At 68.0% G+C, this 25,509-nt stretch carries 22 protein-coding genes and 1 tRNA gene; 11 read left to right on the top strand and 12 right to left on the bottom strand.

Annotated elements, in window-relative coordinates; genetic code table 11:
• Positions 1-76 precede the first annotated feature (76 nt).
• Both AC6I21_RS05115 and AC6I21_RS05110 read right to left on the bottom strand, forming a co-directional pair.
• Positions 77-1,981, bottom strand: a complete 1,905-nt coding sequence (locus AC6I21_RS05115) for an FAD-binding monooxygenase (protein ID WP_138925938.1) — start codon at positions 1,979-1,981, stop codon at positions 77-79.
• A 649-nt stretch (positions 1,982-2,630) separates the two neighbouring features.
• Positions 2,631-3,287: an alpha/beta fold hydrolase gene (locus tag AC6I21_RS05110; protein ID WP_138925937.1), complete on the bottom strand. Its 657-nt coding sequence runs from the start codon at positions 3,285-3,287 to the stop codon at positions 2,631-2,633.
• A 205-nt stretch (positions 3,288-3,492) separates the two neighbouring features.
• Here AC6I21_RS05110 and AC6I21_RS05105 point away from each other — a divergent pair, with 205 nt between their 5' ends.
• The 3 genes from AC6I21_RS05105 (at position 3,493) to AC6I21_RS05095 (ending at position 5,588) form a co-directional block, all read left to right on the top strand.
• Positions 3,493-3,717 carry a pentapeptide repeat-containing protein gene (locus AC6I21_RS05105; protein ID WP_217496554.1) on the top strand — a complete coding sequence of 75 codons (225 nt, stop codon included), beginning with the start codon at positions 3,493-3,495 and terminating at the stop codon, positions 3,715-3,717.
• Complete coding sequence (locus AC6I21_RS05100) at positions 3,702-4,310, top strand: DinB family protein (protein WP_171021068.1); 609 nt, start codon at positions 3,702-3,704, stop codon at positions 4,308-4,310. The genes AC6I21_RS05105 and AC6I21_RS05100 overlap by 16 nt, the downstream gene beginning before the upstream one ends.
• A 66-nt stretch (positions 4,311-4,376) precedes the next feature.
• Complete coding sequence (locus AC6I21_RS05095) at positions 4,377-5,588, top strand: IS1249 family transposase (RefSeq protein ID WP_497763401.1); 1,212 nt, start codon at positions 4,377-4,379, stop codon at positions 5,586-5,588.
• Between the two features lie 239 nt (positions 5,589-5,827).
• Here AC6I21_RS05095 and AC6I21_RS05090 read toward each other — a convergent pair.
• The 9 genes from AC6I21_RS05090 to AC6I21_RS05050 form a co-directional block, all read right to left on the bottom strand.
• Positions 5,828-5,904, bottom strand: a tRNA-Pro gene (locus AC6I21_RS05090).
• Positions 5,905-6,013: 109 nt separating this feature from the next.
• Positions 6,014-7,543 (bottom strand): ribosome biogenesis GTPase Der, encoded by a 1,530-nt coding sequence (gene der / locus AC6I21_RS05085; RefSeq protein ID WP_138178459.1) that lies wholly within the window; start codon positions 7,541-7,543, stop codon positions 6,014-6,016.
• Positions 7,544-7,712: 169 nt separating this feature from the next.
• Positions 7,713-8,402: a (d)CMP kinase gene (cmk, locus tag AC6I21_RS05080; RefSeq protein ID WP_138178458.1), complete on the bottom strand. Its 690-nt coding sequence runs from the start codon at positions 8,400-8,402 to the stop codon at positions 7,713-7,715.
• Positions 8,384-9,487 (bottom strand): prephenate dehydrogenase, encoded by a 1,104-nt coding sequence (locus AC6I21_RS05075; protein ID WP_138178457.1) that lies wholly within the window; start codon positions 9,485-9,487, stop codon positions 8,384-8,386. Before AC6I21_RS05075 ends, cmk begins: the two co-directional genes overlap by 19 nt.
• A gap of 81 nt (positions 9,488-9,568) precedes the next feature.
• Positions 9,569-10,642 (bottom strand): pseudouridine synthase, encoded by a 1,074-nt coding sequence (locus AC6I21_RS05070; RefSeq protein WP_138178456.1) that lies wholly within the window; start codon positions 10,640-10,642, stop codon positions 9,569-9,571.
• Between the two features lie 95 nt (positions 10,643-10,737).
• On the bottom strand, positions 10,738-11,328 hold the full coding sequence (scpB, locus tag AC6I21_RS05065; RefSeq protein ID WP_138178455.1) for an SMC-Scp complex subunit ScpB: 591 nt from the start codon (positions 11,326-11,328) through the stop codon (positions 10,738-10,740).
• Complete coding sequence (locus AC6I21_RS05060; protein WP_138178454.1) at positions 11,321-12,322, bottom strand: segregation and condensation protein A; 1,002 nt, start codon at positions 12,320-12,322, stop codon at positions 11,321-11,323. The genes scpB and AC6I21_RS05060 overlap by 8 nt, the downstream gene beginning before the upstream one ends.
• Entirely contained in the window at positions 12,322-13,215 is an 894-nt protein-coding gene (locus AC6I21_RS05055) for a ParA family protein (protein ID WP_138178453.1), read from the bottom strand. The genes AC6I21_RS05060 and AC6I21_RS05055 overlap by 1 nt, the downstream gene beginning before the upstream one ends.
• 396 nt (positions 13,216-13,611) lie before the next feature.
• On the bottom strand, positions 13,612-14,907 hold the full coding sequence (locus tag AC6I21_RS05050; RefSeq protein WP_171021281.1) for a cation:dicarboxylate symporter family transporter: 1,296 nt from the start codon (positions 14,905-14,907) through the stop codon (positions 13,612-13,614).
• Positions 14,908-15,240: 333 nt separating this feature from the next.
• On the opposite strand from AC6I21_RS05050, the gene AC6I21_RS05045 reads away from it, so the two are divergent.
• A complete protein-coding gene (locus AC6I21_RS05045) occupies positions 15,241-16,980 on the top strand; it encodes a sensor histidine kinase (protein WP_138178452.1) in 1,740 nt (579 codons plus the stop codon).
• Positions 16,977-17,705 (top strand): response regulator, encoded by a 729-nt coding sequence (locus AC6I21_RS05040; protein WP_138178451.1) that lies wholly within the window; start codon positions 16,977-16,979, stop codon positions 17,703-17,705. Before AC6I21_RS05045 ends, AC6I21_RS05040 begins: the two co-directional genes overlap by 4 nt.
• A 4-nt stretch (positions 17,706-17,709) precedes the next feature.
• On the opposite strand, the gene AC6I21_RS05035 is transcribed toward AC6I21_RS05040, so the two are convergent.
• Entirely contained in the window at positions 17,710-19,617 is a 1,908-nt protein-coding gene (locus AC6I21_RS05035; RefSeq protein WP_138178450.1) for an AMP-binding protein, read from the bottom strand.
• A 359-nt stretch (positions 19,618-19,976) separates the two neighbouring features.
• Between AC6I21_RS05035 and AC6I21_RS05030 the strand changes: the two genes are divergently transcribed.
• The 6 genes from AC6I21_RS05030 (at position 19,977) to AC6I21_RS05005 (ending at position 25,358) form a co-directional block, all read left to right on the top strand.
• Positions 19,977-20,654, top strand: coding sequence for a GntR family transcriptional regulator (locus AC6I21_RS05030; protein ID WP_138925935.1), 678 nt, complete (start codon positions 19,977-19,979; stop codon positions 20,652-20,654).
• Positions 20,647-22,164, top strand: a complete 1,518-nt coding sequence (locus AC6I21_RS05025; RefSeq protein ID WP_138925934.1) for an MmgE/PrpD family protein — start codon at positions 20,647-20,649, stop codon at positions 22,162-22,164. Before AC6I21_RS05030 ends, AC6I21_RS05025 begins: the two co-directional genes overlap by 8 nt.
• The gene (gene prpB, locus AC6I21_RS05020) at positions 22,164-23,093 is read left to right on the top strand and encodes a methylisocitrate lyase (protein ID WP_054821374.1); all 930 of its coding nucleotides are present in this window, start codon (positions 22,164-22,166) and stop codon (positions 23,091-23,093) included. The genes AC6I21_RS05025 and prpB overlap by 1 nt, the downstream gene beginning before the upstream one ends.
• 44 nt (positions 23,094-23,137) lie before the next feature.
• Positions 23,138-24,277 carry a bifunctional 2-methylcitrate synthase/citrate synthase gene (locus AC6I21_RS05015; RefSeq protein WP_138178447.1) on the top strand — a complete coding sequence of 380 codons (1,140 nt, stop codon included), beginning with the start codon at positions 23,138-23,140 and terminating at the stop codon, positions 24,275-24,277.
• 316 nt (positions 24,278-24,593) lie between these two features.
• On the top strand, positions 24,594-25,091 hold the full coding sequence (locus tag AC6I21_RS05010; RefSeq protein WP_138178446.1) for a DUF2975 domain-containing protein: 498 nt from the start codon (positions 24,594-24,596) through the stop codon (positions 25,089-25,091).
• On the top strand, positions 25,092-25,358 hold the full coding sequence (locus AC6I21_RS05005) for a helix-turn-helix domain-containing protein (protein WP_138178445.1): 267 nt from the start codon (positions 25,092-25,094) through the stop codon (positions 25,356-25,358). It abuts the gene before it with no gap.
• Positions 25,359-25,509: the final 151 nt, after the last annotated feature.

Below are 25,509 nucleotides of genomic sequence, written 5' to 3'. Positions count from 1 at the left end.
ACGGGGCCGGACCTTGCCGCTAACTGGCAGGTTCCGGCCCCGTGGGCAGCGCACCGAGACCGTGCGCGGGTGAGCGCTACGCCGTGGCGACCGCGTCGGTCGCCTTCAGCAGCGGCTCAAAGTAGGCGGCCAGTTCATCGGTGGCCGTCAGCGGCAGCACGTGCGAGACGTACTGGTCCGGGCGGACTACCACGATGGCGCCATCGCGGCTGATCTGCCGGGTCTCGAAGATGTCGTCATCGGCCTTCGCGGCGTAGACCTTCTCGTAGTCGGTCAAACCGAACTTGCCGTTGTTCGGCAGGAAGATCTTCGGGGCGTCGGTGATTTCGAAGTCACGGTAGGACTGCTGGTAGACGACCTTGATGTCGAACAGCGAGTCGATGTCCGCGCCGGCCGGGGTGTACTTCACCACCGGGGAGTCGGGCGACTCGCGCAGCCACTGCGCCAGCGAGGTGGTCGGCGAGTCGGCGCCCGGGGCGGCGGCGTCGGCGAACACGTAGATGCGCCAGCGCCCGTCGGCCCGATGGTGGTGTCCCAGGTGCACCGGGTTGGTGTCCCCGCAGCGCATGACCATCGCGGACTTGAAGCGCTTGCCGATCGGGTAGCCGGCGGCCAGCTGCTGGTGGTCGGCCTCTCCGGTAAGGATTGAGGGCTGGTATTCGGTCATGAAGCCGGCCGGGAACTCGGCGGTGCGCACGTAGAAGTCGGAGAGGAACTTCGGGTCCTCGAACTCCTCGGGCTTCTTGGCCATCAGGGTCGACCATTCCTTGTCGAAGTCGATGAGGTTCTTCGCGATCACCTGGCGCTCGGCGGAGTAGGTGCGCAGCAGCTGCTCCGGGGCGAGCCCCGAGAGCACGTGCCCCAGCTTCCAGGCCAGGTTGAAGCCGTCCTGCATCGACACGTTCATGCCCTGCCCGGCCTTGGCCGAGTGGGTGTGGCAGGCATCGCCGGTAATGAACACGCGTGGCTCCCGGGTGCCGATCTCATCGACCAGCACGTCGTCGAAGCGGTCGGTGAGCCGGTGGCCAACCTCGTACACGCTGTGCCAGGCCACGTCCTTCACGTCCAGGGTGTAGGGGTGCAGGATCTGCTGTGCGTGGTCGATGATCTCCTCAAGGCTGGTCTGGCGGATCTTGCCGTTGTCATCGTGCGGCACCTCACCCAGGTCCACGTAGAGCCGGAAGAGGTTTCCGCCCTCACGCGGGATCAGCAGGATCGAGCCGGCCTTGGACTGGATGGCGCACTTGATGCGGATGTCCGGGAAGTCCGTCACGGCCAGGGTGTCCATCACGCCCCAGGCGTGGAAGGCCTGGTCCCCGGAGAGGCTGGCGCCGATGGAGCGGCGCACCTTCGAGCGGGCGCCGTCGGAGCCGACAACGTACTTGGCGCGCACCACGCGTTCGGTGCCCTGCTTCGGCCCATCGGTGTACTCCAGCACGGCGCGCACCGGGTACTCCTGGCCCTCCTCGACGGTCAGCGACTTGAAGTCGTAGCCGTAGTCCGGGGTGATGCGCCCCGGGGAGTTCTTCGCGTACTCGGCGAAGTAGTCCAGCACGCGCGCCTGGTTCACGATCAGGTGCTTGAACTCGCTGATGCCGTGCGGGTCATCCATGGTGCGGTCGGTGCGCACGATGTTCTTCGGGTTCTGCGGGTCCGGGGACCAGAAGTTCATCTCCGTAATCCAGTAGGCCTCGGCGGTGATCCGCTCCGCGAAGCCGAAGGCCTGGAAGGTCTCCACGCTGCGGGCCTGGATGCCGTCGGCCTGCCCAATGGCCAGGCGTCCGGGACGGCGGTCGATGATGCGGGTGCTGACGTTCGGGAACTGGGCCAGCTGCGCGGCGGTGATCATGCCGGCGGGACCGGAACCGACGATCAGCACGTCCATCTGGTCCGGCAGCTCCTCGGGCCGGTTCAGGCCCAGCCCGGCGGCCGGCTGGACGCGCGGATCGGTCGATACGTATCCGTTGTGGTGAAACTGCACAGTTCTTCCTCACTGCTTTGTGAAAGCAAAACCTAAGATCAGAGTTGTTCGATTATCGAACGTCATATTCGCATATCGCACAACCACTATAAGTGCCTGTGAGTGCTGACACAAGCCCAGGAGGCGCAGACAACACCTTAAGCTTTGCTGTGCGCCACAGGTTTCGTTACCCTCTTCGAAACTCTCGCCTTGCCAGCCCTACCGCGCCGGAGGCCACCAACGTGCCCTCCGGGGCTGCGGATAGGTTCGCGCGGCATTCGGTGGAACAGTCCTCGCGGTGCGGGGCAATCACCATCCCGGTGCTCGGCGAGCGCCTGCGCGAACTGGGCAGGGCCGCGGTGAGACATGGTTGGTCAATGCGTCGCGCAGCAACAGGTCATTCGACCAAGCCAGGAGCCCCCTCCGGTTCCGCCGTAGGTTCTGGCCACCCTCCGTCAAGGACGGTTGCCGAAGGGAGACAAGGGACGCAGTACCGTCATGGCCGCTATAGCAACCGGAGGCGCAGCCACCGGGACGGCCACTGAGGGCGGTGCCGGCACTCCCCTTGCGCCCCGCGGCCGCAGCCGGGACGCGCCGCGCCAAAGCCGGGCCGCGTTACCGGGGAATCCGCTGGAGGCTGCCGGACGCTAGCGGCTGTCGACCCCGCCGCCTAGGAGTTGAACCGCTCGATGATGCGCGCCAGCTCGCGGGCCTTGGTGAGCATCGGCAGGTGGCCGGTCTCCAGCTGGTAAATGGTCGCATCAAAACGCTTGGCCACCCGCGACTGCATTCCCGCCGGCACCGCGGTGTCCTGGGTGGTGAGCACGTAGCCGCGGCGGGCGGGCCACTGCGGTTCGCCGGTCGCGTCGGCCAGCACCTGCCCGGAGAACGCGCCCATCTCACGCAGCAGCTTGTCGATCACGACCTCGGCCACGCCGGGCAGCATCGCCCGAATTCTGCGCTCACTGAGTTTCAGCCCGCTCTTCACCAGCTGTGGCGCAACGAGCTTGGGTCCGACCAGCGGCAGCACATCGACCAGGGACTTTCCGCGCGGGGGCAGCAGCGAGGAAATCAGCAGCACCCCGTCCAGGCGCCGCGGCACCATGGACGCGACCTGGGCGGCCACGGTCGCCGACACCGAGTGGGCCACCAACGTCACCTGCTCCTCCCCCGGAGGCATGGCCTCGATGACCAGCTGGGCATGCTCCTTTAGGGTCCCGGTGCCGTCGGGAAACTGCACCACCTCGGTGCCTTCGCGCACATAGGCGCGCACCTGGTCCCAAATCCATCCCGGCAGCCCGCCTCCAGTGAGAAACAACGTGGTCATTGCGCATCACTCCTTCACTGCCCGGCGGCGCATCGTGCCGTTGGCCCCAGCCTAGAACAAATCACCCCGCCACGTGGCGGATCGGCAGAAATTCCCGGCGCGCACGTAGCTGGCCGACCGGCCCGTCCGCGGTTTTTCCTGGTGCCGGTCAAACCGTGGTGGCAGAATGTCCCCACCGGCGCAGAGCAGACGGTGGGGGTGCGAAATGGACGACGCGAGGAGCTTGGGCCCCTTTGGGCAGCTGCCGCAGGCGCACTTCACCGATGCCGACCTGCGTCGGGCCAGGTTCACCCGCTGCGACCTGGGCGAGGTGCGGATGCGCGCCGTTGAACTGGGCGGCGCACGCATCGACGGCACCTGGTTCCGTGCCGGGAGTCAGGGCGTGTTCCTCAACGACGTGGGGTCACCGGGTTCGTGGAGCAGCAACTGAACCGCCGGTTCCCGGGGCGAGAGCTGCGCGGCTCGCACCACGGCGCAGAACTGCTCCAGTCCTGGGATGCGGTCAGCGCCCATTGGGCGGCCGCCTGCCGTACCCTGGATGAGCTGCCCGCCGGGACGCAGGATCTGAGCGTGGACGGGGAATGGTCCTTCGCCCAGACGCTGCGCCACCTGGTGATGGCCACCAACACCTGGTTGCGCGGCCGCATCTTCGGTGAGGAGCATCCCTACCATCCGATCGGGGTGCCGAACCACGAGTACGCGCTGGATGGCTACGACGAGTCGGTGTTCAGCGAATCGAATCCGGACTTCTCGCGGGTGCTGCAGGTGCGCGCCGAACGCCAGCAGCAGGTGCGCGATTTCCTGCTGGTCCAGGACGCGCAGTCGCTGCAGGCAGCACGCCGCCACCCCTGGGACGCAGAGCACAGCGTCATGCTCAGCGTTGGGGCGGCACTGCGGGTGCTCCTGGATGAGGAATACGAACACCTGCGCTACGCGGTGCGGGACCTGAAGTCCCTGGCGGTCCGCGGTGAGGGGCAACGCCGGCAGGGCCAACCCGCCGACGAAAACCCCGGCCCGGAATAATGTGGGGCCTATAGGCAATAAAGTGTGTCTGAAAACCTGATCCTGCCCCCGGAAAGCCGGGACAGGATCAAGGTTCACAGGGGTATTCAATCCATAAGTGTGAAGCTTACTGGACAATCCCATACTTGTATTATCTGCCATTCACCCATGAAAAAGAACGGCACGACATCCAAAGGAACCCAACGCTGGCGATGCAAGAACTGCAATTCCAGCACCACTTTCCAGCGAGCTGACACCACAGCTCGCAACCAACTCACTGGCTTCGTCGGTTGGCTCATGAGCAGGCTTTCTCAAGCCGAATTCGGCGGAGGCACTGGCCGGACTTTCCGCTACCAGACCGCTTGGTGCTGGAACGTCGAACCCTATTTACCGCGAACTGGTGAAGTCTTCAATGAAGTCCAAGTCGACGGTATCTATATCCGTCCAGGCTGGTGCCTGCTGATCGCTATCGCTAACGGAAGCGTTATCAGATGGCAGTGGTGCGACCGTGAAAAAGCCGTGGCATGGATCGCTTTGCTGCAGCATTTTCCCGAGCCGAAAGTCGTGCTGACGGATGGCGGTTCAGGACTGATGAAAGCGTTGAAAAAGCTCTGGCCTAATGTGAAGATCCAACGCTGCTTGGTCCATATCCAGCGCAACGTTCGCACCTACCTGACGATGAATCCTCGGTTGCAGGCTGGTAAATCGCTGCGGCGTCTAAGCTTGAAACTCACGAAAATCCAAACGCAGGAAGCCGCGACAGAATGGATGGCCGCTTTCGCCGCCTGGCATGCAGAGAACCAGGACCTGATCAATGAGAAGACCTACGCTGCTGACTGGCCCGGTGCCAGACCGCAAGGTGTTCATGGCACCCGGAAGGGATGGTACACCCATGAACGGCTACGAAGCGCCTACGAGTCCATGAGGAAAGCAATGCAGCGCGGTCACTTGTTCACGTACTTGAACGAGGACCTAAAAGGTCTGGGGATCAACGCGACGACGAACATGACTGAAGGCGCGGTGAACTCCGGGATCCGCGCCATGATCTTTCATCATCGCGGGATGCCGGTCGAGCATCGAAGACGAGCATGCGAGTGGTTCTGCTGGACGCACACCGATGAGGCGAATCGCCCTGCGTTGGGAGAGCTTTTACGGCCGGAGCACTTCTCTCCAGAAGCAAAGAAGGCAGCTGAGCAAGTGTCAGATGACGAGCCAATCGGCCCGGAGCTTTATGGCACCGGCGCTAGTACCGAAGATGGACAGTTCATCAGAAGAGGCTGGATTCGAAACAGCTACTAGTCACTGGTCTTGAAGGTGTCTGGCCTTGGAACACGCCCGGGCCAGACACACTTTATTGCCTATAGCCCTAATGTGGCGCACCACACGCCGGTGGCCTCGCCGCGGGGGCCATGCCAGGATGCGATGACCGTCCGGAGTTCACAAAACCATACCCCTGGCGGGGGGTGAAAAAAATCGCGCGGGAAGGGGCCCAAAAACCAGTCAAGGGCGGAAACCAGATGGTTTCCGCCCTCGAGCGTTGGTCGGGCTAGCGGGATTCGAACCCACGGCCTCCTGACCCCCAGTCAGGCGCGCTACCAAGCTGCGCCATAGCCCGAAATGCTTTCGCAGCCGTTCTCCCCCACTTCGAAAAGCGGCGGTGCCACCTGCGAAAAGCTCCTAGATAACCCTACACCACATTCGGGTGCGGGATCGAATCGAGGACTCTAGGACCTGCGCCCCCGGCGTTCGCGGATGCGCATCGAGACCTCGATCGGCGAACCTTCGAACCCGAAGGTTTCCCGCAGCCGGCGGGCGATGAACCGGCGGTAGCCCGGATCCAGGAAACCGGTGGTGAACAGCACGAAGCGCGGCGGACGCGAGGAGGCCTGGGTGCCGAACAGGATGCGCGGCTGCTTGCCCCCGCGCACCGGGTGCGGGTGGGCGGCCACCAGCTCGCCCAGGAAGGCGTTGAGCTTGCCGGTGGGGATGCGCTTGTCCCAGGACTCCAGCGCGGTGTTCAGCGCCGGGACCAGCTTGTCCTTGTGCCAGCCGGTCAGCGCGGAAATGTTCACCCGCGGTGCCCAGTCGATATGCGCAAGGTCACGCTCGATTTCCTGCTCCAGGTAGTGACGGCGGTCCTCATCGAGGTTGTCCCACTTGTTGAACACCACCACCATGGCCCGCCCGGCCTCGATCGCCATCTGGATGATGCGCACGTCCTGTTCGGAGACCACTTCGTCGGCGGCCAGCAGGATCACCGCGACCTCCGCCTTTTCCAGGGCGGCCTGGGTGCGCAGTGAGGCGTAGTAGTCCGACCCGACGGCCATGTGCTGGCGGCGGCGAATGCCGGCGGTGTCCACGAACCGCCACACATCCCCGCCCAGCTCGACCAGTTCGTCCACCGGGTCACGGGTGGTGCCGGCGTAGTTGTCCACCACGACGCGCTCGGCGCCGGCGAGCTTGTTCAGCAGCGAGCTCTTGCCTACGTTCGGCCGGCCGATCAGCGCGATGCGCCGCGGTCCGCCGCGCGGGATCACCCCGCCAAAGGCGGAGTACTGCGGCATCTTCTCCATCACCGCGTCCAGCAGGTCCGCGGTGCCGCGTCCGTGCAGGGCGGAGACCGGCCAGGGCTGGCCGAAGCCCAGGCCCCACAGCATCGCGGCCTCGGCCTCCTGGTTGAAGTCATCGACCTTGTTGGCCACCAGGAACACCGGCTTGCCCTTGCGGCGCAGCATCTTGACCACGGCCTCGTCGGTGGCGGTCGCCCCCACATGGGTGTCGACCACGAACAGGATCACGTCCGCGACGTCCGCGGCGATCTCGGCCTGCTCGGCGACCGAGGCGTGGATCCCCTTCGCGTCGTGCTCCCAGCCGCCGGTGTCCACCAGGGAGAAGGCGCGCCCCTCCCATTCGGCGTCGTAGGCCACCCGGTCCCGGGTCACCCCCGGCACGTCCTCCACGACCGCCTCGCGGCGCCCCAGGATGCGGTTGACCAGGGTCGATTTGCCCACGTTCGGGCGCCCGATGACGGCCAGCACCGGAGGGATGCCGATCTCGGCGTCCTCGTCTTCCTCCGTGCCCAGCCCGGCCAGCAGGGCCGCGTCCTCATCGTCCAGGTCGTATTCGGCCAGCCCGGCGCGCAGCGCTTCGGCCCGCTGTTCGGCTTCCTCGTCGCTGAGCGCGTCCAGCCGCTGGACGATGTCGTCGTCGCCGACCGGGATGTAGTCTTCGTCGGACAGGTGTTTCTCGCTCATGATCTTCCCTTTCAAGGCAATGAACGGCCAGCCGGTTGTCTCACGACAGCGGCCGGAAGGTCGGTTAAGTCTGTGTCGGGGCGCCGGTCTGCTGCGGCGGCCCCGCCGCCACCGGATGCCGGGCCCCGCAGCGGGGGTGCGGCCGGTGGGGCCGGCGGCGCCGTTGTGGCTAGTCTTCGCGTCCGAAGCCGGCCGCGTCAAGCACCGCGGCGACGGTCTGCTCGAAATCCAGGTCCGAGGAGTCCACGGTGATCACCCCGTCGGCGGCCTGGGTGAAGTTCACCACGGTGGAGTCCTTCTTGTCCCGGGCCAGCACCTGGGTGGCCAGCTGCTCCTGGCTCTGGGTGCCGCCCAGCTCCAGCCCACGCCGGCGCATCCGGGCCTCCTCGGAGGCGGTGAGCAGGATCCTGGCCGGGGCCTGCGGGGCGACCACGGTGGTGATGTCCCGGCCCTCGGCGACGATGCGCGGGTGGGCGGCGATGATCTCGCGCTGGCGGCGGACCAGTTCGGCGCGCGCGTCCAGGTTGGTTGCCACGGCCGAAACGTTTTCGGTGATGCGCGGTTCGCGGATCGCGGTGGTCACATCCTGCCCGGCGATCACCACCAGTTCGGCGTCCGGGTCGGTGGAGATCTGCAGGTCCGCCTCGCGCACCGCCTGGGCGACGGCGGCGTCGTCGGAAAGGTCCGCCCCGGAGGCCAGCACCGCGTAGGTCACCGCCCGGTACATGGCCCCGGTGTCCAGGTAGGCGGCCTTCAGGGTGCGGGCCACGGCCTTGGAGACCGAGGACTTGCCCGATCCGCTGGGCCCGTCGATCGCGATCACCAGGTGTTCGTTGCTGCTCACTGCACTACCTTCCATCCGTTGTGCGTCAATACGTTGATCAGTTCATCGCGCCGTCCCGGCAGCACCGAAACGTCCACCAGGCCCACCTGGTGTCCGGCGGAGTGCTCCATGCGCAGGTCCTCCAGGTTGATCCCGGCCGCCCCGATCTCGTTCAGCAGCTGGGCGATCTGCCCGGGCCGGTCATCGACCACGACGGTGACCAGCGCGAAGGCCTGCGGCGGGGCGCCGTGCTTGCCGGGGATGCGCGCATGCCCGGCGTTGCCCTCGGTCATCAGCTGGGACAGGTCCAGCAGCGCGCCGGGGCCCTGCGGGTTTTCCAGGGTGGTGATCAGCCGGTCCAGGTCATCCTTCATGGCCCCCAGGATCGGGATCAGCGCCTGGGCGTTGTGCGAGAAGATCTGGATCCACAGCTTCTCGTCGCTGGCGGCGATGCGGGTGGTGTCGCGCAGCCCGTTGCCGGCCAGCCCCAGCTGGTGGGCCGGGGCGTTGAGCAGCCGGGAGGCGATCATCGAGCTGGCGGCCTGCGGGAAGTGGCTGATCAGCGCGACCGACTCGTCGTGCTCGGTGGTGCCCATGCGGTGCATCACCGCGCCCAGGTCGATGGCCAGCGATTCGGCGGTCTTCACCGCGCGCGCCGAGCTGCCCGGGTGCGCGCAGATCACCCACGGCATGGAGGTGAACAGCGCGCCGCGGGCGGCGGCCGGACCGGACTTTTCCCGCCCGGCCATCGGGTGGGTGCCCACATAGCGGGAGCGGGCGGCCGCATCCAGGCGCGCATCGGCCTGCAGCGCGCGCAGGATCGAACCCTTCACGCTGGCGATGTCCACCACGACCGCCGTCGGGAACTCCAGCAGCGCCTGGGCCACCAGGTCCGCCGTGACATCCGGCGGCGCGCCGATAACCACCAGTTCCGGGGCGATGCGCTGCCCGGCCTGCAGGATGGTGCCCGCGCCGATGTCCTGGGCGACCCCGGCGGCCGAGGGGGAAATGTCGCGCAGGTAGACGCCCACGCCCTTGGCGCGCAGCCCCAACCCGACGCTGGTGCCCAGCAGCCCGGTTCCGATCACCAGCACCGGGCCGGCGAGATGCGAAGTGTTCATGTTCCTAGTTCCGCTTGTCCAATCCTGCCTGTGCATCCCGCCGGGCGGGCGCTGCCGGCCGGTGGGACGCCTCGAATCGTCCTAGAGCCCGACCATGGCCATCAGGTGGCCAACTTCCTGCTTGCCCAGCGGCCGGATGGTGCCCTGCTTCTGGTCCCCGAGCTGGATCGGGCCGATGGACACGCGCACCAGGCGCTGCACCGGGTGGCCGACCGCGTCGAACATCCGGCGCACGATCCGGTTGCGCCCGGAGTGCAGGGTGACCTCGACCATGACCCGGGTGGGGGTCATGTCGATGATGCGGAACTCGTCCACCGAGGCCCAGCCGTCCTCCAGCTTCACGCCCTCGCGCAGCTTGTTGCTCACGCCCTTGGCCAGCGGGCCGTCGACCTGCACCAGGTAGGTCTTGGGGACCTCGTACTTCGGGTGCTGCAGCCGGTTGGCCAGCTCCCCGTCGTTGGTCAGGATCAGCAGGCCCTCGGTCTTGTAGTCCAGCCGGCCCACATGGTAGAGCCGCTGGTTGGTGTGCTCGTTCTTGAAGTAGTCGCTGATGGTGCGGCGGCCCTCCGGGTCCTCCATGGTGGAGACCACGTGCTTGGGCTTGTTGAAGACGTAGTACTTGTGGGCGGTGTTCACCTGCACGCGCATCCCGTCGACGTGGATCACGTCGCGTTCCGGGTTCACCCGGGCACCGAGTTCGACCACCAGTTCCCCGTTGACCTCAACGCGGCCCTCGGTGATCATTTCCTCGCAGGCGCGGCGGGAGGCGACCCCGGCGTTGGCCATCACCTTCTGCAGGCGCACGCCCTCGGTGGATTCACCCTGGGCGGCGCGGCGGTTCTGCGCCTCGGCGCGGGCGGCGGCCCGGGCACGCTGGGTGGGACGGGCGTAGTCGCCCTTGATGGTGCGGTTGTACGGGTCCTTGCCGTAGGCGCGTTCGGCGTTCTTGCGCGGGGCGGCCGACTCGTTCTTGCTGCGTCCGGCCCCCTGCCGGGCTGCCGGCTTGCCGCCGGGCTTGCCGGAGGCGCCGGGCTTGCCGGAGAACTTGCCCCCGGAACGGGCGCCAAACTGGTTGCCGCCGGTCGGCTTGCCGCCGGACTGGGACCGGTTCCGGCCCCCACGCGGGTTGCGGGGGGTGGATGAACCCTTGTTCATGTCGAATCTTCCCTTTGCTCTTGCGTTGCACGTGCTGCTGCCCCGCCCAGGTGGCGGCGCATCGCGACCAGGGGCAACGGCACCGGGGCGTTGACCTAGTCGTCGAAGGTTGCCGAATCCAGCGATTCGAGGTCCGCGACACCGGGCAGGTGCGGGGACAGGGGCGGCAGCTCATCCAGGCTGGACAGGCCCAGCCGCTCCAGGAAGTACTCCGTGGTCTGGTAGAGCGCTGCTCCGCCGTCGCCCACTTCCGGATAGTGCGCGATCAACCCCCGGTTCAGCAGTGTGCGCACCACCGAGTCGACGTTGACCCCTCGAATCGCCGATATCCGTCCACGTGAGACCGGCTGTCGGTAGGCGATGACAGCCAGGGTTTCCAGGGCCGCCTGACTCAGGCGCGCTGTTTGCCCATCGAGAACATAGCTGGAGACGAAATCGGCATAATCGCGACGCGAATAGATGCGCCACCCGGAGGCGACGCGTCGAAGTTCGAATCCGCGCGGACGATCCCTACTATCATACTCGCTTGCCAGCGCCCGAAGGGCCTGAGTGATACGGATCTCCGAAACCTCGAAGATCTGCGCCAAACGCTGTTCTGACACGGGCTGATCGGCGACCATCAGCACCGCCTCCAGGCCCGCGGGCAGCCCCCCGGGCAGCTGGTCGATCGCGGCCGGCTCATCCATGGACCGGCTCCAGCGACTCCTGCGGCGCGCGCCCGGCACCACCGGCGGACGCGGCGTCATCGGGCATCGCGCCCTGGGCCGGCTTGGTGATTCCGGGCTTGGCGGCACCGGGTTTGGCGTTGTCCCCGGCTGCGGTGCCGGTGTAGTCATCCTCCATGGCCGCCGCGTCCAGCTCACCGTCCTGGGTCAGCTGCACCACCAGGGGCGCCAGCGGAGCCGGCTGCCGGAAGCTGATCGCCTTCTGCCGGAACATTTCCAGCAGCGCCAGAAAGCGCACCACGACCACCAGCTGGCTTTCGGCGTCGGCCACCAGCTGGGTGAAGTCCAGGCAGCCGCGCTCGGTGAGCATCCGGTGCATGGTCTCGGCTTCCTGGCCGATCGTGACATTCGCCCCGTGCAGGTGGGAGATCCCCACTTCGGTCTCCGGCTCGGGTTTCGGGGCCAGGCCCTGGCGGGCGATCTGGGCGAACTGCTGCGGGGTGATGTTGAAGATCAGCTCGGGCAGCAGCGCCGCGAATTGCGGCTCCAGGGGCACCTCGCGCGGAATGTGCGCGGATTCGGCGTCGTAGTGGTCGCCCAGCACCGCGGCCGCCTCCTTGAACGCCTTGTACTGCAGCAGCCGGGCGAAGAGCAGGTCCCGGGCCTCAAGCAGTTCGAAGTCCTCGTCGTCGGCCATTTCCCCGCGCGGCAGCAGCCGGGCGGCCTTCAGGTCCAGCAGCGTGGAGGCGACCACCAGAAATTCGGTGGTCTCATCCAGCATCTTCAGCCCGTCGCCGGGCTGGGCCTGCAGGGCGCGCAGGTAGGCGATGAATTCGTCGGTGACCTCGGCGAGCGCCACCTCGGTGATGTCCAGCTCGCGCTTGGTGATCAGGTGCAGCAGCACGTCGAACGGCCCGTTGAAGTTGGCCAGCTCCAGGTGGAACCCGCTGCCGCCGGCGGCGGGCTCCTGACTCCGCTCGTCGCCGGCTGGCGCATGCGTGAGCGTGGCGGTCATTACGGGGCGCCGCCGCGGTAGATCAGTTCCTTGGCCAGGTTGCGGTAGGACTCGGCGCCGGGGTGGTTCGAGGCGTAGGAGGTGATCGGTTCGGCGGCCACGTTCGCATCGGCGAACTTGATGGTGCGCTTGATCACGGTTTCAAACAGCTTCTCCCCGAACGCCTCGTCCAGCCGGCCGATGACCTCGCGGCTGTGCAGCGTGCGGGCGTCGTACATGGTGGCCAGCACCCCGTCGACCTCCAGCATCTGGTTCAGCCGGTCCTTGACCTTGTCGATGGTCTCCATCAGCAGCGCCACCGCACGCAGCGCAAAGAACTCGGCGGTCAGCGGGATGATCACCCCGTGCGCGGCGGTCAGCGCGTTGATGGTCAGCAGCCCCAGGGAGGGCTGGCAGTCGATGAGCACCACGTCGTAGTCGTCGATCACCTCGCGCAGCGCCCGTTCCAGGGCCTGCTCGCGGGCGACCTCGTTAACCAGCTGCACCTCGGCGGCGGACAGGTCGATGTTCGCCGGCAGCAGGTCGATGTTCGCCACCTCGGTGGTGCGGATCGCGTCGCGGATCCCGGTGTTGCGCTCCATCAGCACGTTGTAGACGGTCACGTCCAGCTCGTGCGGGTTCATCCCGAAGCCGGCCGACAGCGCACCCTGGGGGTCGAAGTCCACCAGCAGCACCTTGCGGCCGTATTCGGCCAGCGCCGCGGCCAGGTTAATGGTCGAGGTGGTCTTGCCCACCCCGCCCTTCTGGTTGACCATCGCGATGACCCGGGCCGGACCGTGCGACGGCAGCGGCTCGGGTTCGGGAAAATCGGTCAGCGGCTTGCCGGTGGGTCCCACCGGCTTTGGTTCCTTGAGCATTCCTGCCCCGCGGATCTTGCCCTGTTCCTCGCTCACGATTGGCGAACCACACTTCCCATTCGGATCGGTCATTTGCTTGTCTACAGGTTATCGCCCGACGTGGTGCATTTAGGGGAATTTCCCCTCTTGCACGGCGAGCCTTGACCTTGAACCTTAACTCAAATGCTGTATATACGCTGAAGATCCCAAAGAGCGGCGCTGCCCGGCGCCGCGGCGGGAGTCCGGCCGCAAACCCGCGCCCGGCCTCCCCGGTCCCTGCACGACCCGGCCCAGGTGGCCGGACCGGTTAAACGGAACAACGCCCCGGCCCAGGTGGCCGGACCGGTTAAACGGAACAACGCCCCGCCGGGTGGCGGGGCGTTGTCCGGGTGACGTCGAGCACCGGCATGGCGCCGGTCCCCATGGCGCCGGAGGCTTCATCCAGCGCTGCCCCTAGTGGGCGTCGGGGTTCAGGCTCAGCTCATCGAACGGACGCTGGCCCGAGAGCACTGCGCGGGCCTGCTGCGCGTCCAACTCGCCGGTCCACTTGCCGATCAGCAAGGTGGCCACGGCGTTGCCGGTGAAGTTGGTCAGCGCGCGGGCCTCGGACATGAACTTGTCGATGCCCACGATCACGCCCATGCCGCCCAGCAGTTCGGGCTTGTGCGCCTGCAGCCCGGCGGCCAGCGTGGCCAGCCCGGCACCGGTGACCCCGGCGGCGCCCTTGGAGGCGATGATCATGAACACCAGCAGGCCGATCTGCTGGCCCAGGCTCATCGGCATATCCATCGCGGTGGAGATGAACAACGCCGACATGGTCAGGTAGATGGCGGTGCCGTCCAGGTTGAAGGAGTATCCGGTCGGCACGGTGATGCCCACCACCGGCTTGGACACCCCGGCATGCTCCATCTTGGCGATCAGCCGCGGCAGGGCCGATTCGGAGGAGGAGGTGGAGAAGATCAGCAGGTACTCGCGGGCCAGGTACTTCAGCAGCGCGAAGATGTTCAGCCCGGTCACCAGGCGCAGCATGCTGCCCAGGATCACCACGATGAACAGCGCGCAGGTCAGGTAGAACGCGCCCATCAGGATGGCCATCGAACCGATCGCGGCCCACCCGGTGGCACCGACCACCGCGGCGATCGCACCAAAGGCGCCGATCGGGGCAGCCCACATGATCATCATCATGATGCGGAAGACCACCAGCTGGATGTTCTTGATCGCGGTGAGCACCGGCTCACCGCTCTTGCCCATGGACTGCAGTGCGAAGCCCACGAAGATGGCCAGCACCAGGGTGGGCAGCACCGGGATGTCCCCGGGGATCATGCCCAGCAGGAAGGCGACGGTCGGGTTCTCCCCGGCCGCGGTGCTCGGGTCGTAGGGCTTGAGCTCCAGGCCCTCACCGGGGTGGATGATGTTGCCCACCACCAGCCCGATCGCCAGCGCGAACGTGGACATCACCAGGAAGTAGATCATCGCCAGCCCGCCGACCTTGCCCACGGTCGCGGCCTTGGCGATCGAACCGATGCCCAGCACGATGGTGCAGAAGATCACCGGGGCGATGATCATCTTGATCAGCGCCACGAATCCGGTGCCCAGCGGCTTGAGCGCCTTGCCCAGCTCCGGGGCGATGAGCCCGACGGCGGCACCCAGCACCACGGCGGCGATCACCATGATGTACAGCCAGTGGGTGCGGTCCTTCTTCTTCGGGGGCGCGGAGTGCGCCTGCGGGGTTTCGTCGATGACAGCCATGTTCACTCCAGGATCTGCAAGGGTTTGCTCCACCGCCACGGCACTGTGGCCGGCGGAGGGAAGTTCGTCACATCCATGGTGCGCGGTACAGTGACGTCCGTCTCCCTTGTGTTCATATTGTTCACATCACGTTTGCCGGCGAACCCGCGCGGCGCTGGCGGCCAGGGTCCGCGCGGCGCGCGCGGCACGGCGTTTTCCGCCCACCCTGCGGCCCCGGGGGACCGGGTCCCGGGTGCGGGCCTTGAGGCGGTGGCGGTGCGCACGGCGTCTTGCATCCGCCCCGTCGGACGGCGCAATCTGTTCACAGACCGGTTTTCCCACGAAGAGGTGCCCATGCCCGCTGTCCCTGGCCTGCCGCGCGCCGCCGGCGACCTGCGCCGGCTCAACCGCGACGCGTGGACGTTCGCCGCCCGCATCTTCGCGGTGCAGATGCTGCTGGTGCTCATCGCGGTGCTGGCCCTGGCCTGGTTCGGCATCGCCCACCAGCGCACGGTGATCCTGCAGGACCGCCGTGACCTGGTCACCACGGTCTCCCTCTCCCTGGCCGGGGACCCGTTCGTGCGCAGCGAGCTGGCCGGAAAGGATCCGGCAACGCGGCTGCAGCCGTTCACCACCAGCGTGCTGGAGGAGACCAGCACCATCGACTTCATCACGATCATGACCCCCGAGGGGGTGCGCCTGACGCACCCCGATCCCCGGCAGCTGGGCGGCACCTACCTGGGCACCATCCCCACCGAGGCGCGCTCCCACGTCGAACAGTTCACCGGGACGCTGGGCCCCTCGGTGCGCGCGATCGCCCCGGTGAACGATGAGCAGGGCCGCACCCTGGGCTGGGTGGCGGTCGGGGTGACGGTGGCGAACCTGGAGAACACCTACCGCAGCCAGCTGCCCAAGCTGCTGGGGCCCAGCGCGGTGGTGCTGGCGCTGGGGGCGGCCAGCTCCTGGTGGTTCTCCAAGTACATCCAGCGCGCCACCCTGGGCTTTGGCCCGCACGGGATGCGCCGGCTCTACGCGTTCTACTTCTCCGCGCTGCATTCGGTGCGCGAGGGGCTGCTGCTGATGGACCGCACCCAACGGGTGGTGCTGTACAACGATGAGGCGGCCCGGCTGCTGGGCCTGCCCGCCACTCCCCCGCCCGACGGGTTTGGGATCGAGCAGCTGGGGGTGCCCGAAAGCCTGCGCGAGCTGCTCTCCAGCGCCCGCTCGGCGCGCGATGAGATCCACGTGACCGCCAGCAGCGTAGTCGCGGTCTCCAAGGTTTCGGCCCGGGCCACCCAGCCGGAGCTGTTGCGCCGGCGCCGGATGCTGCCGCTGCGCTGGCTGGCCACGACCCCGTTCACCGGCGTGGTGGTCACGCTGCGGGACCTGACCGAGGTGCAGGAGATGACCGGGGAGATCCAGTCGCTGAAGACCTTCGCCACCGCGCTGCGCGCCCAGACCCACGAACACGCCAACCGGCTGCACACGATCGCCACCCTGATCGAGAACGGCCGGGAGCAGCGGGCGCTGGACTTCGCGCTGGCCGACCGGCAGGGCTCCCAGGCGTTGACCGACCTGGTGGTGGGCAGCATCGACGACGCCTACCTCTCCAGCCTGCTGGTGGCCAAGGCCGCGCAGGCGCACGAGCGCGGGGTGCGTTTGGAGATCTCCGCCTCCGGCACCGTGCCGCCGGACTGCTTCAAGGCGACCGACCTGATCACGATCGTGGGCAACCTGCTGGATAACGCGCTGGATGTCTCGGTGGGCAGCGACGCCGCCACGGTCTGGGTGGAGGTGGTCGGGCTGCCCGATGAGCTGCTGATCTCGGTCGCGGACTCCGGGCCGGGCATCGAACCGGAATTCCTCAAGGACCTGATGCGCTTCGGGGTCAGCACCAAGGGCGGGCAGGTGCCGCGCGGTCTGGGGCTGGCGCTGGTGCAGCAGGCGGTGCTGCGCCTGGGCGGGAGCATCACGGTGGATAATGATGCCGGGGCGATCTTCACCGTCACCCTGCCGCTGCCCGCCGCCCACGGCGCCACGGGCACCGCGGGCACCGAAACGAGCACCGAACCGAGTACTAAGGACGAGCAATGAACCGCGCGCCTGGCGCACCGCAGGCCGAACGGGGCCTGAAGGTCCTGGTGGTGGACGATGAACCGGAAACCGCCGCAGCCCACCGCGACTTCATCGCCCGGGTGGACGGGTACTGGACCGGGGCGGTGGCCGGCAACGGGCAGCAGGCCCTGGCGCTGCTGGCCCAGGCCCGGGACGCGGCAGAACCCTACGACCTGGTGCTGCTGGACATGACGCTGCCGGATCTGCACGGGATCGACGTCGCCCGCCGGATCCGCGGGCAGGGGCTGACCGTGGGGATCATCGCGATCACCGCGGTGCGCGACCTGCAGGTGGTGCGTTCGGCGGTGGCCAGCGGGATCACCCAGTACCTGATCAAGCCGTTTTCCTTCGCGGCGTTCGCGGAGAAGCTGGCCAACCACCGCCAGTTCGTGGCCAGCATGCACTCCTCCGGGGCGGAGGCGACCCAGGCGAACATCGACCACGCGTTCTCCGCGCTGCGCACCAGCGAGCGCGCCCAGCAGCTGCCCAAGGGGCTGATCCGCCAGACCCTGGAGCAGATCAGCGGGTTCCTCGCCGGGCAGCGGGGCCGGGCCTATTCGGCCACCGAGCTGGCCGCGGCGCTGGGCATTTCCCGGGTGACCGCCCGGCGCTACCTGGAGCACCTGGCCGACACCGGCCAGCTGCTCAAGCAGCCGCGCCACGGCAGCCGCGGCCGGCCCGAATACGAGTACCGTTCGGCCTAGCCGCTCAGGCGGGGCCCTGGGGGCGCAGCAGCGGGATCAGCTCCTGGATGACCTGCGGGTCCTCGATCGTGGAGGGCACCTGGTAGTCCTGCCCGTCGGCGATCTGGCGCATGGTCTTGCGCAGGATCTTGCCCGAGCGGGTCTTGGGCAGCGCCGCGACGATCTTGACCTCCCGGAAGTCCGCGACCGGCCCGATCTGCCGGCGCACCATGTCCACCACTTCCCCGCGCAGCTGCTCGGCGCCGATCCCCGCCCCGGACTTGAGCACCACGTACCCGACCGGGCGCTGGCCCTTGAGCGGGTCGTTGACTCCGATGACCGCGCATTCGGCCACGGCCGGGTGGCTGGCCAGCACCTGCTCCATCGCCCCGGTGGACAGCCGGTGCCCGGACACGTTGATCACGTCATCGGTGCGCCCCATCACGAACAGGTACCCGTCCTGATCGATGTACCCCGAGTCCCCGGTCAGGTAGTAGCCGGGCTGCTGGGCCAGGTAGGTGTCGATGAAGCGCTGGTCGTTGCCCCACAGGGTGCTCAGCGCCCCGGGCGGCAGCGGCAGCTTGATCAGGATGTTGCCCTCCTGCCCGGCCTGCAGCGCCGCGCCCAGCCCGTCGCGGATCTGCACGTTGAACCCGGGCACCGGGGTGGAGGGCGAACCGGGCTTGCGTTCCATGGCCGCCAGCCCCAGCGGGTTCGCGGCGATCGGCCAGCCCGATTCGGTCTGCCACCAGTTGTCCACCACCGGGATGCCCAGCAGCCGCTGCGCATAGTGGTAGGTGTCCGGGTCCAGCCGCTCCCCGGCGACGAACAGGGCGCGCAGGCTGGACAGGTCGTGCCTGGTCAGCAGCCCGCCCTCCGGATCCGCCCGGCGGATCGCGCGCAGCGCGGTGGGGGCGGTGAACATGGTGGTGACCCGGTGCTGGGCGATGATCCGGCCAAACACCCCCGCGTCGGGGGTGCCCACCGGCTTGCCCTCGTAGAGCACCGTGGTCGCCCCGGCCAGCAGCGGGGCGTAGACGATGTAGGAGTGCCCCACCACCCAGCCCACGTCGGAGGCGGTGAACATCACGTCCCCGGGCTTCACGTCGAAGATCGCACCCATCGAATACGCCAGCGCGGTCGCGTACCCGCCGGTGTCCCGCACCACGCCCTTCGGCGCCCCGGTGGTGCCCGAGGTGTACAGCACGTACAGCGGGTGGGTGCTGGGCACCGGCACCGCCTCGGCCGGCGACGCGTCGGCGGCCAGGGTGTCCCAGTCCAGCCAGTTTTCCCCGCGCCAGGTGTACTCGGCCAGCTGGTGGGTGAAGCCCTCACGCTGGGCGACGATGACATCGCGCACGCTGCCCGGGGCCAGGTCCAGCGCCTCGGCCACCGCCGGCAGGTACTCCACCTTGCGGCTGGGTTCGATCCCTCCGCTGGCGGTGATCACCGCGACCGGGGTGGCGTCCTGGATCCGCGAGGCCAGCTCCCGCGGCGCGAACCCGCCAAAGACCACCGAGTGGATCGCCCCGATCCGGGCGCAGGCCAGCATCGCGATCACCGCCTGCGGGATCATCGGCAGGTAGATCAGCACCCGGTCCCCCACGCCGATCCCGCGGGCGGCGAGCACCCCGGCGAAGCCGGCGACCTCCTCCAGCAGCCGCGCGTAGCTGTAGGTCCGGGTGGTGCCCAGCATCGCCGAGTCGTAGATCAGTGCCGCGGCCTCCCCGCGCCCGGCCGCCACGTGCCGGTCCAGCGCGGAGACGGTCAGGTTCAGCATCCCGTCCGGGAACCAGGAGTACAGCGGGGCGCGGGAGTCATCCAGTGCCGTGCGCGGGGCGTGCCGCCAGTCGATGGCCGCGGCCTGCTGGAGCCAGAACGCCCCGGGGTCCTGGACCGCTGCGGCGTATGCCTGCCGGTATGCCTGTGCCATGCGTGCTCCTTGTGTGTTGTGTTCCCGGCGCCGGTTCCCGCCGGGGCGGGGCGGTGCCGGGGGCTGCCTTCCAATGGGCCCGGTGGGCCCGGCGGTTCCGGTGGGCCCGGTGGGCCCGGTGGTTCCCGTGGTTCCCGTGCTTCCAGTGGTTTTGGTTCAGCGCGGCCGGGCGATGACCTCCCCGCCGCGCTGAAGCGCAGGGCCCGGTGGACGATCCCGCATCCGCCTGCCCCGCTTGGGCTACAGCCTATGATCCAGCTCACCCACATTCAAGGGTCGTGTATACATAAAGTCCGAAATTTACGGAAGATTGCCGGAACTTTCGCCGCTTGTTCCCGATCTGTGTATACACTGGGGGCATGCGAGCCAGCGAAAAAGCCTACGAGATCCTGCGCCGGGACATTGTTGAATGGCGCATGAGTCCGGGCACTGTGCTGGCCGAAGTCGAGCAGTCCGCCCGGCTGGGCGTCTCGCGCACCCCGGTGCGCGAAGCCCTGGCCCGGCTGGTCGCCGACGGGCTGGCCGTGCAGCAGCGCGGGCGCGGCACCGTGGTTTCCGAGGTCTCCGTCGAGCACCTCGATGACCTGTTCACGCTGCGCCGGGTGCTGGAGTGCGAGGCCGCGCGCCTGGCCTGCCGCAGCGAGCTGGCCCCGGCCTTTGCCGAACTGGCCGACCAGTTTGAGCGGGCCGCCGCCGGGTTTGACCCCTCCGGACCACCACCCGACGGTGAGCGGATCGGCGCCGATGAGTACTACCGGCTGGTGGCGCGCCTGGATGAGCTGGGCGATGAGGCCGCGGACAACGGCTACCTGGGCGCGGCGCTGCGCAACCTGCGGGTGCACCTGCAGCGGGTGCGGCGCCTGGCCAAGGACCACCCGGCCCGGCTGCGCGCCTCGGCCGCGGAGCACGCCCAGATCGCCCGGGCGATCGCGGCCCGCAATGCGGAGCTGGCCGCGGCGGCCACCACCGTGCATCTGCACCAAAGTTTTGACCACATCATCAAGCATGCAACCGAGCTGAAAGGCAACCATGATTAATCATCCCGTGCGTGTGTACCGTTCCGAGGAAAACCTGGCCCGCGAGGACCAGCTGGCCCACAAGATCGCGGTGGTTGCCGCCGACCCGGTGGAGGTCACCGACGAGGTCAAGGAGATGATCATCAACCGGATCATCGACAACGCCTCGGTCGCCGTCGCCTCGCTGAACCGCGGCCCGATCATCGCCGCCCGCGCCCAGGCGCTGACCCACGCCCCCTCCAACGGCGGGGCCGGGGCGACCGTGTTCGGCATCGAGCAGAAGGTCTCCCCCGAATGGGCCGCCTGGGCCAACGGGGTGGCGGTGCGTGAACTGGACTACCACGACACCTTCCTGGCCGCTGACTACTCGCACCCGGGTGACAACATCCCCCCGATCCTGGCCGTAGCCCAGCACACCGGCGCCTCCGGGCACGACCTGATCCGCGCGATCGCCACCGGCTATGAAATCCAGGTGGACCTGGTCAAGGCGATCTGCCTGCACAAGCACAAGATCGACCACGTCGCCCACCTGGGCCCGTCGGCCGCCGCCGGCATCGGCACCCTGCTGGGCCTGAATGTGGAGACGATCTTCCAGGCCGTGGGCCAGGGCCTGCACACCACCACCGCCACCCGCCAGTCCCGCAAGGGCGAAATCTCCACCTGGAAGGCGCACGCCCCGGCCTTCGCCGGGAAGATGGCGGTGGAGGCCGCGGACCGCGCCATGCGCGGACAGACCTCCCCGGTGCCGATCTACGAGGGCGAGGACGGGGTCATCGCCTGGCTGCTGGACGGGCCCGACGCCGCCTATGAGGTGCCGCTGCCGCAGCCCGGCGAAGCCAAGCGCGCGATCCTGGACACCTACACCAAGGAGCACTCGGCCGAGTACCAGGCCCAGGCGTGGATCGACCTGGCCCGCAAGCTGCACCGCGAGCACCCGGAGGCCACCGACCCGAAGAACGTGGCATCGATCCTGATCAAGACCAGCCACCACACCCACTACGTGATCGGCTCGGGCGCGAACGACCCGCAGAAGTACGACCCGAGCGCCTCGCGCGAAACCCTGGACCACTCGATCCCGTACATCTTCGCCGTTGCCCTGCAGGACGGGGCCTGGCACCACGTGGACTCCTACGCCCCGCAGCGCGCGGCGCGCCCGGACACGGTGGAGCTGTGGCAGAAGGTCACCACCGAGGAGGACCCCGAATGGACCCGGCGCTACCACTCGCTGGACATCGCCGAGAAGGCGTTCGGCGGGTCCGTTGAGATCACCCTGGCCGACGGCACCGTGATCACCGATGAGATCGCCGTGGCCGACGCCCACCCGCTGGGCGCCCGCCCGTTCGCCCGCGAACAGTACATCCACAAGTTCCGCACCCTGGCCCAGGGGCTGGTCCAGGAGGCGGAGATCGAACGCTTCCTGGCCGCCGTGCAGCGCCTGGACGAACTGGGCACCGGGGAGCTGGACCAGCTGAACATCCTGGCCGCCCCCGGGGTCATCGACGCCGCCAACGCACCGAAGGGCCTGTTCTAATGCTGTACTCCACCCGCACCCCCGCCCAGAAGCGGATCGCGCTGCGTGAAATGCTCACCGCCGGGGCCGCCCGCCAGTTCCCCGGCGCGTTCAACCCGCTCTCGGCGCGGCTGATCGCGGAGAAGGGGTTCGACGGGATCTACATCTCCGGGGCGGTGCTGGCCAACGAGCTGGGCCTGCCGGACATCGGGCTGACCAGCCTGAGCGAGGTGGCCACCCGGGCCGGGCAGATCGCGCGAATGAGCGACCTGCCGGCGATAGTGGATGCGGACACCGGGTTCGGGGAGCCGATGAACGTGGCCCGCACCATCCAGGAGCTGGAGTACGCGGGGCTGGCCGGGTGCCACATCGAGGACCAGTTCAACCCCAAGCGCTGCGGGCACCTGGACGGGAAGAACGTGGTGGACACCGGCACCATGCTCAAGCGCATCGCCGCGGCCGCCGACGCGCGCATCGATGAGAACTTCTTGATCATGGCGCGCACCGACATCCGCGCCGTGGAGGGCCTGGATGCGGCGATCGACCGGGCCAAGGCGATGGTCGACGCGGGGGCGGATGCCATCTTCCCCGAGGCGATGAAGGACCTGGGCGAATTCGAGGCGGTGTGCAACGCGGTGCAGGTGCCGGTGCTGGCGAACATGACCGAGTTCGGCAAGTCCGAGCTGTTCACCCGCCAGCAGCTGGCCGACGCCGGGGTGGCCATGGTGATCTACCCGGTCACCTTGCTGCGCAGCGCGATGGGTGCGGCCGAGCGGGTGCTTAACGCAATCGCCGAGGAGGGCACCCAGCAGCGCGAAGTGGATAGGATGTTAACCAGGTCACGTCTGTACGAGCTGGTCGACTACGAGGCGTACAACCGATTCGACACCGGGATCTTCAACTTCCAGGTCCCGGGGCTGGACATCGAATCGAACAACGCGGACCTGTAGCACCGCCGCCGCGCACCTGCACCGAAAACGACAGGAGTTTGAATATGACCACTACCGAGGAAATTAAGAAGGGCCTGGCCGGGGTCGTGGTGGACTACACCGCGATTTCCAAGGTCAACCCGGACACCAACTCGCTGCTCTACCGCGGCTACCCGGTCCAGGATCTGGCGGCCACCAAGTCCTTCGAGGAGGTCGCCCTGCTGCTGTGGAGCGGGGAACTGCCCAGCGAGAGTGAGCTGACCGAGTTCTGCGCCTACGAGCGGGCCAACCGCTCGCTGGATCCGCGGGTGAAGGCGGCGATCGACCTGCTGCCCACCGACTGCCACCCGATGGACGTGGGGCGCACCGCGGTTTCCGTGCTGGGGGCGAACAACCCGCTGGCCGAGGACTCCTCCCCCGAGGCGGAGCTGCGCAAGGCCAAGGAGCTGTTCGCCGCCTTCCCCGCCGTGGTCGCCTACGACCAGCGCCGCCGCCGCGGGCTGGAGCCCATCGAGCCGCGCGAAGACCTGGACTACTCGCAGAACTTCTTGTGGATGACCTTCGGCGAGGAGGCGGCCCCCGAGGTCGTTGACGCGTTCCGGGTCTCCATGGTGCTCTACGCCGAGCACTCCTTCAACGCCTCGACCTTCACCGCCCGGGTGATCACCTCCACGCTCTCGGACCTGCACTCGGCGGTCACCGGGGCGATCGGCGCGCTGAAGGGCCCGCTTCACGGCGGGGCCAATGAGGCGGTCATGCACACCTTCGACGAGATCGGCATCGACAAGGACGAGTCGCGCGAGGCCGCCGCCGCGCGCGCCAAGGCCTGGATGGAGCAGGCGCTGGCCGAGAAGAAGAAGGTCATGGGCTTCGGCCACCGGGTCTACAAGAACGGGGACAGCCGGGTGCCGACCATGAAGGCGGCCCTGGACCGGATGATCGAGCACTACGGCCGGGCGGAGATGCTCGGGCTGTACGACGGGCTGGAAGCGGCGATGGACGAGGCCAAGGGCATCAAGCCGAACCTGGACTACCCGGCCGGACCCACCTACCACCTGATGGGCTTCGACACCGAGATGTTCACCCCGCTGTTCATCGCCTCACGCATTGTGGGCTGGACCAGCCACATCATGGAGCAGCGCGCCGCGAACTCGCTGATCCGCCCGCTGTCGGCCTACAACGGGCCGGAACAGCGCGAACTCTAGCACCGTGCCCTAGTTGGCCCTCCGGCCTGCGGCGGCCGAAATGCCGGAACGCCGGAATGCCGCGAGCACAGCCCGTGGGGTTGCACCTGATACCCAGGTGCAACCCCACGGGCTTTTTTGCGCCGGTTCTTAGGGGTGCGGGCGGAACCGGGTTGCGCGAAGCCCGCCCACGATCTATTGTTTTTCGATAGGAAGTAGCCGAACCTCAATAGATGCCTGGATGGTTGCCTGAGGCGGTCGCGCGGACCGCGCTTCCCGGGCCGCCGCTTCGGACAGAGTTCGGCACCTCGGTGAATGATGGTGAAAGGAGCCCGCGATGGGCAGAATGAGTATCGCCGCGCTGCGGATAGTGCTGGTCGGCGCGATGGGCCTGGCCCTGTTCCTGCAGGGGTTCATCGTCCCGGTGGCGGCCTGGGATGAGGGCGGGCCGAGCGGTGAATTCGGCTATCTGCGCCCGGCGTTCCTGGGCTACCTGGTGCTGGTCGGGCTGGTCGTGGAGCTGTGCATCGTGTGCGTGTGGAAGCTGGCGACCCGGGTGCGGCGCGGTACCGTGTTCAACCCGGCGGCCTTCAAATACGTGGACGTGATCATCGCTACCATCGGCGTGGGTGCGCTGGGCACCTTCGCGCTGGCTGCGGTGATGGCCCCCGGGGAGGCGGTTGCCCCGGGACTGGTGCTGCTGACCGGCGGGCTGGGTGTGCTGGTGGCCGGGATCGCGCTGATCGTGCTGGTGCTGCGCCAGCTGCTCGCGCAGGCGACCAGCACCGACCTGGAGGCGCAACGGCTGCGCACCGAGCTGGGCGGGGTGATCTGATTGGCGATCCGCGTGCAGATCGACGTGATGCTGGCCCGGCGCAAGATGGCGGTCGGTGAGCTGGCCGAACGCATCGGCATCACCCCGGCCAACCTGGCCGTGCTGAAGAACGAACGGGCCAAGGCGGTGCGCTTTAGCACGCTGGAGGCGTTGTGCCGGGAGCTGGACTGCCAGCCCGGGGACCTGCTGGTGTGGGAGCCGGATGCTCCGGGCGACGCGGATCGGTCCCTTGCGCCGGCGCGCGCAGGGAACACGCCCGGGCGGTAGGCCACACCCGATCAGGAGCGCAGCGCGGACCGGCCACGCGAACCGGCCGTGGGCGCGCTGGTCTTTCGGACGCTGACTTCTGGGCGCTGGCTTTCGGGGTCCGGCCGCGGTTCAGGCCGGGGCGTCGCCGTTCCACTGCTGCACCCGCAGG

The organism is Glutamicibacter sp. St.4D3, from assembly GCF_059728615.1.
This window is presented reverse-complemented; position numbering and strand designations above follow the sequence as displayed.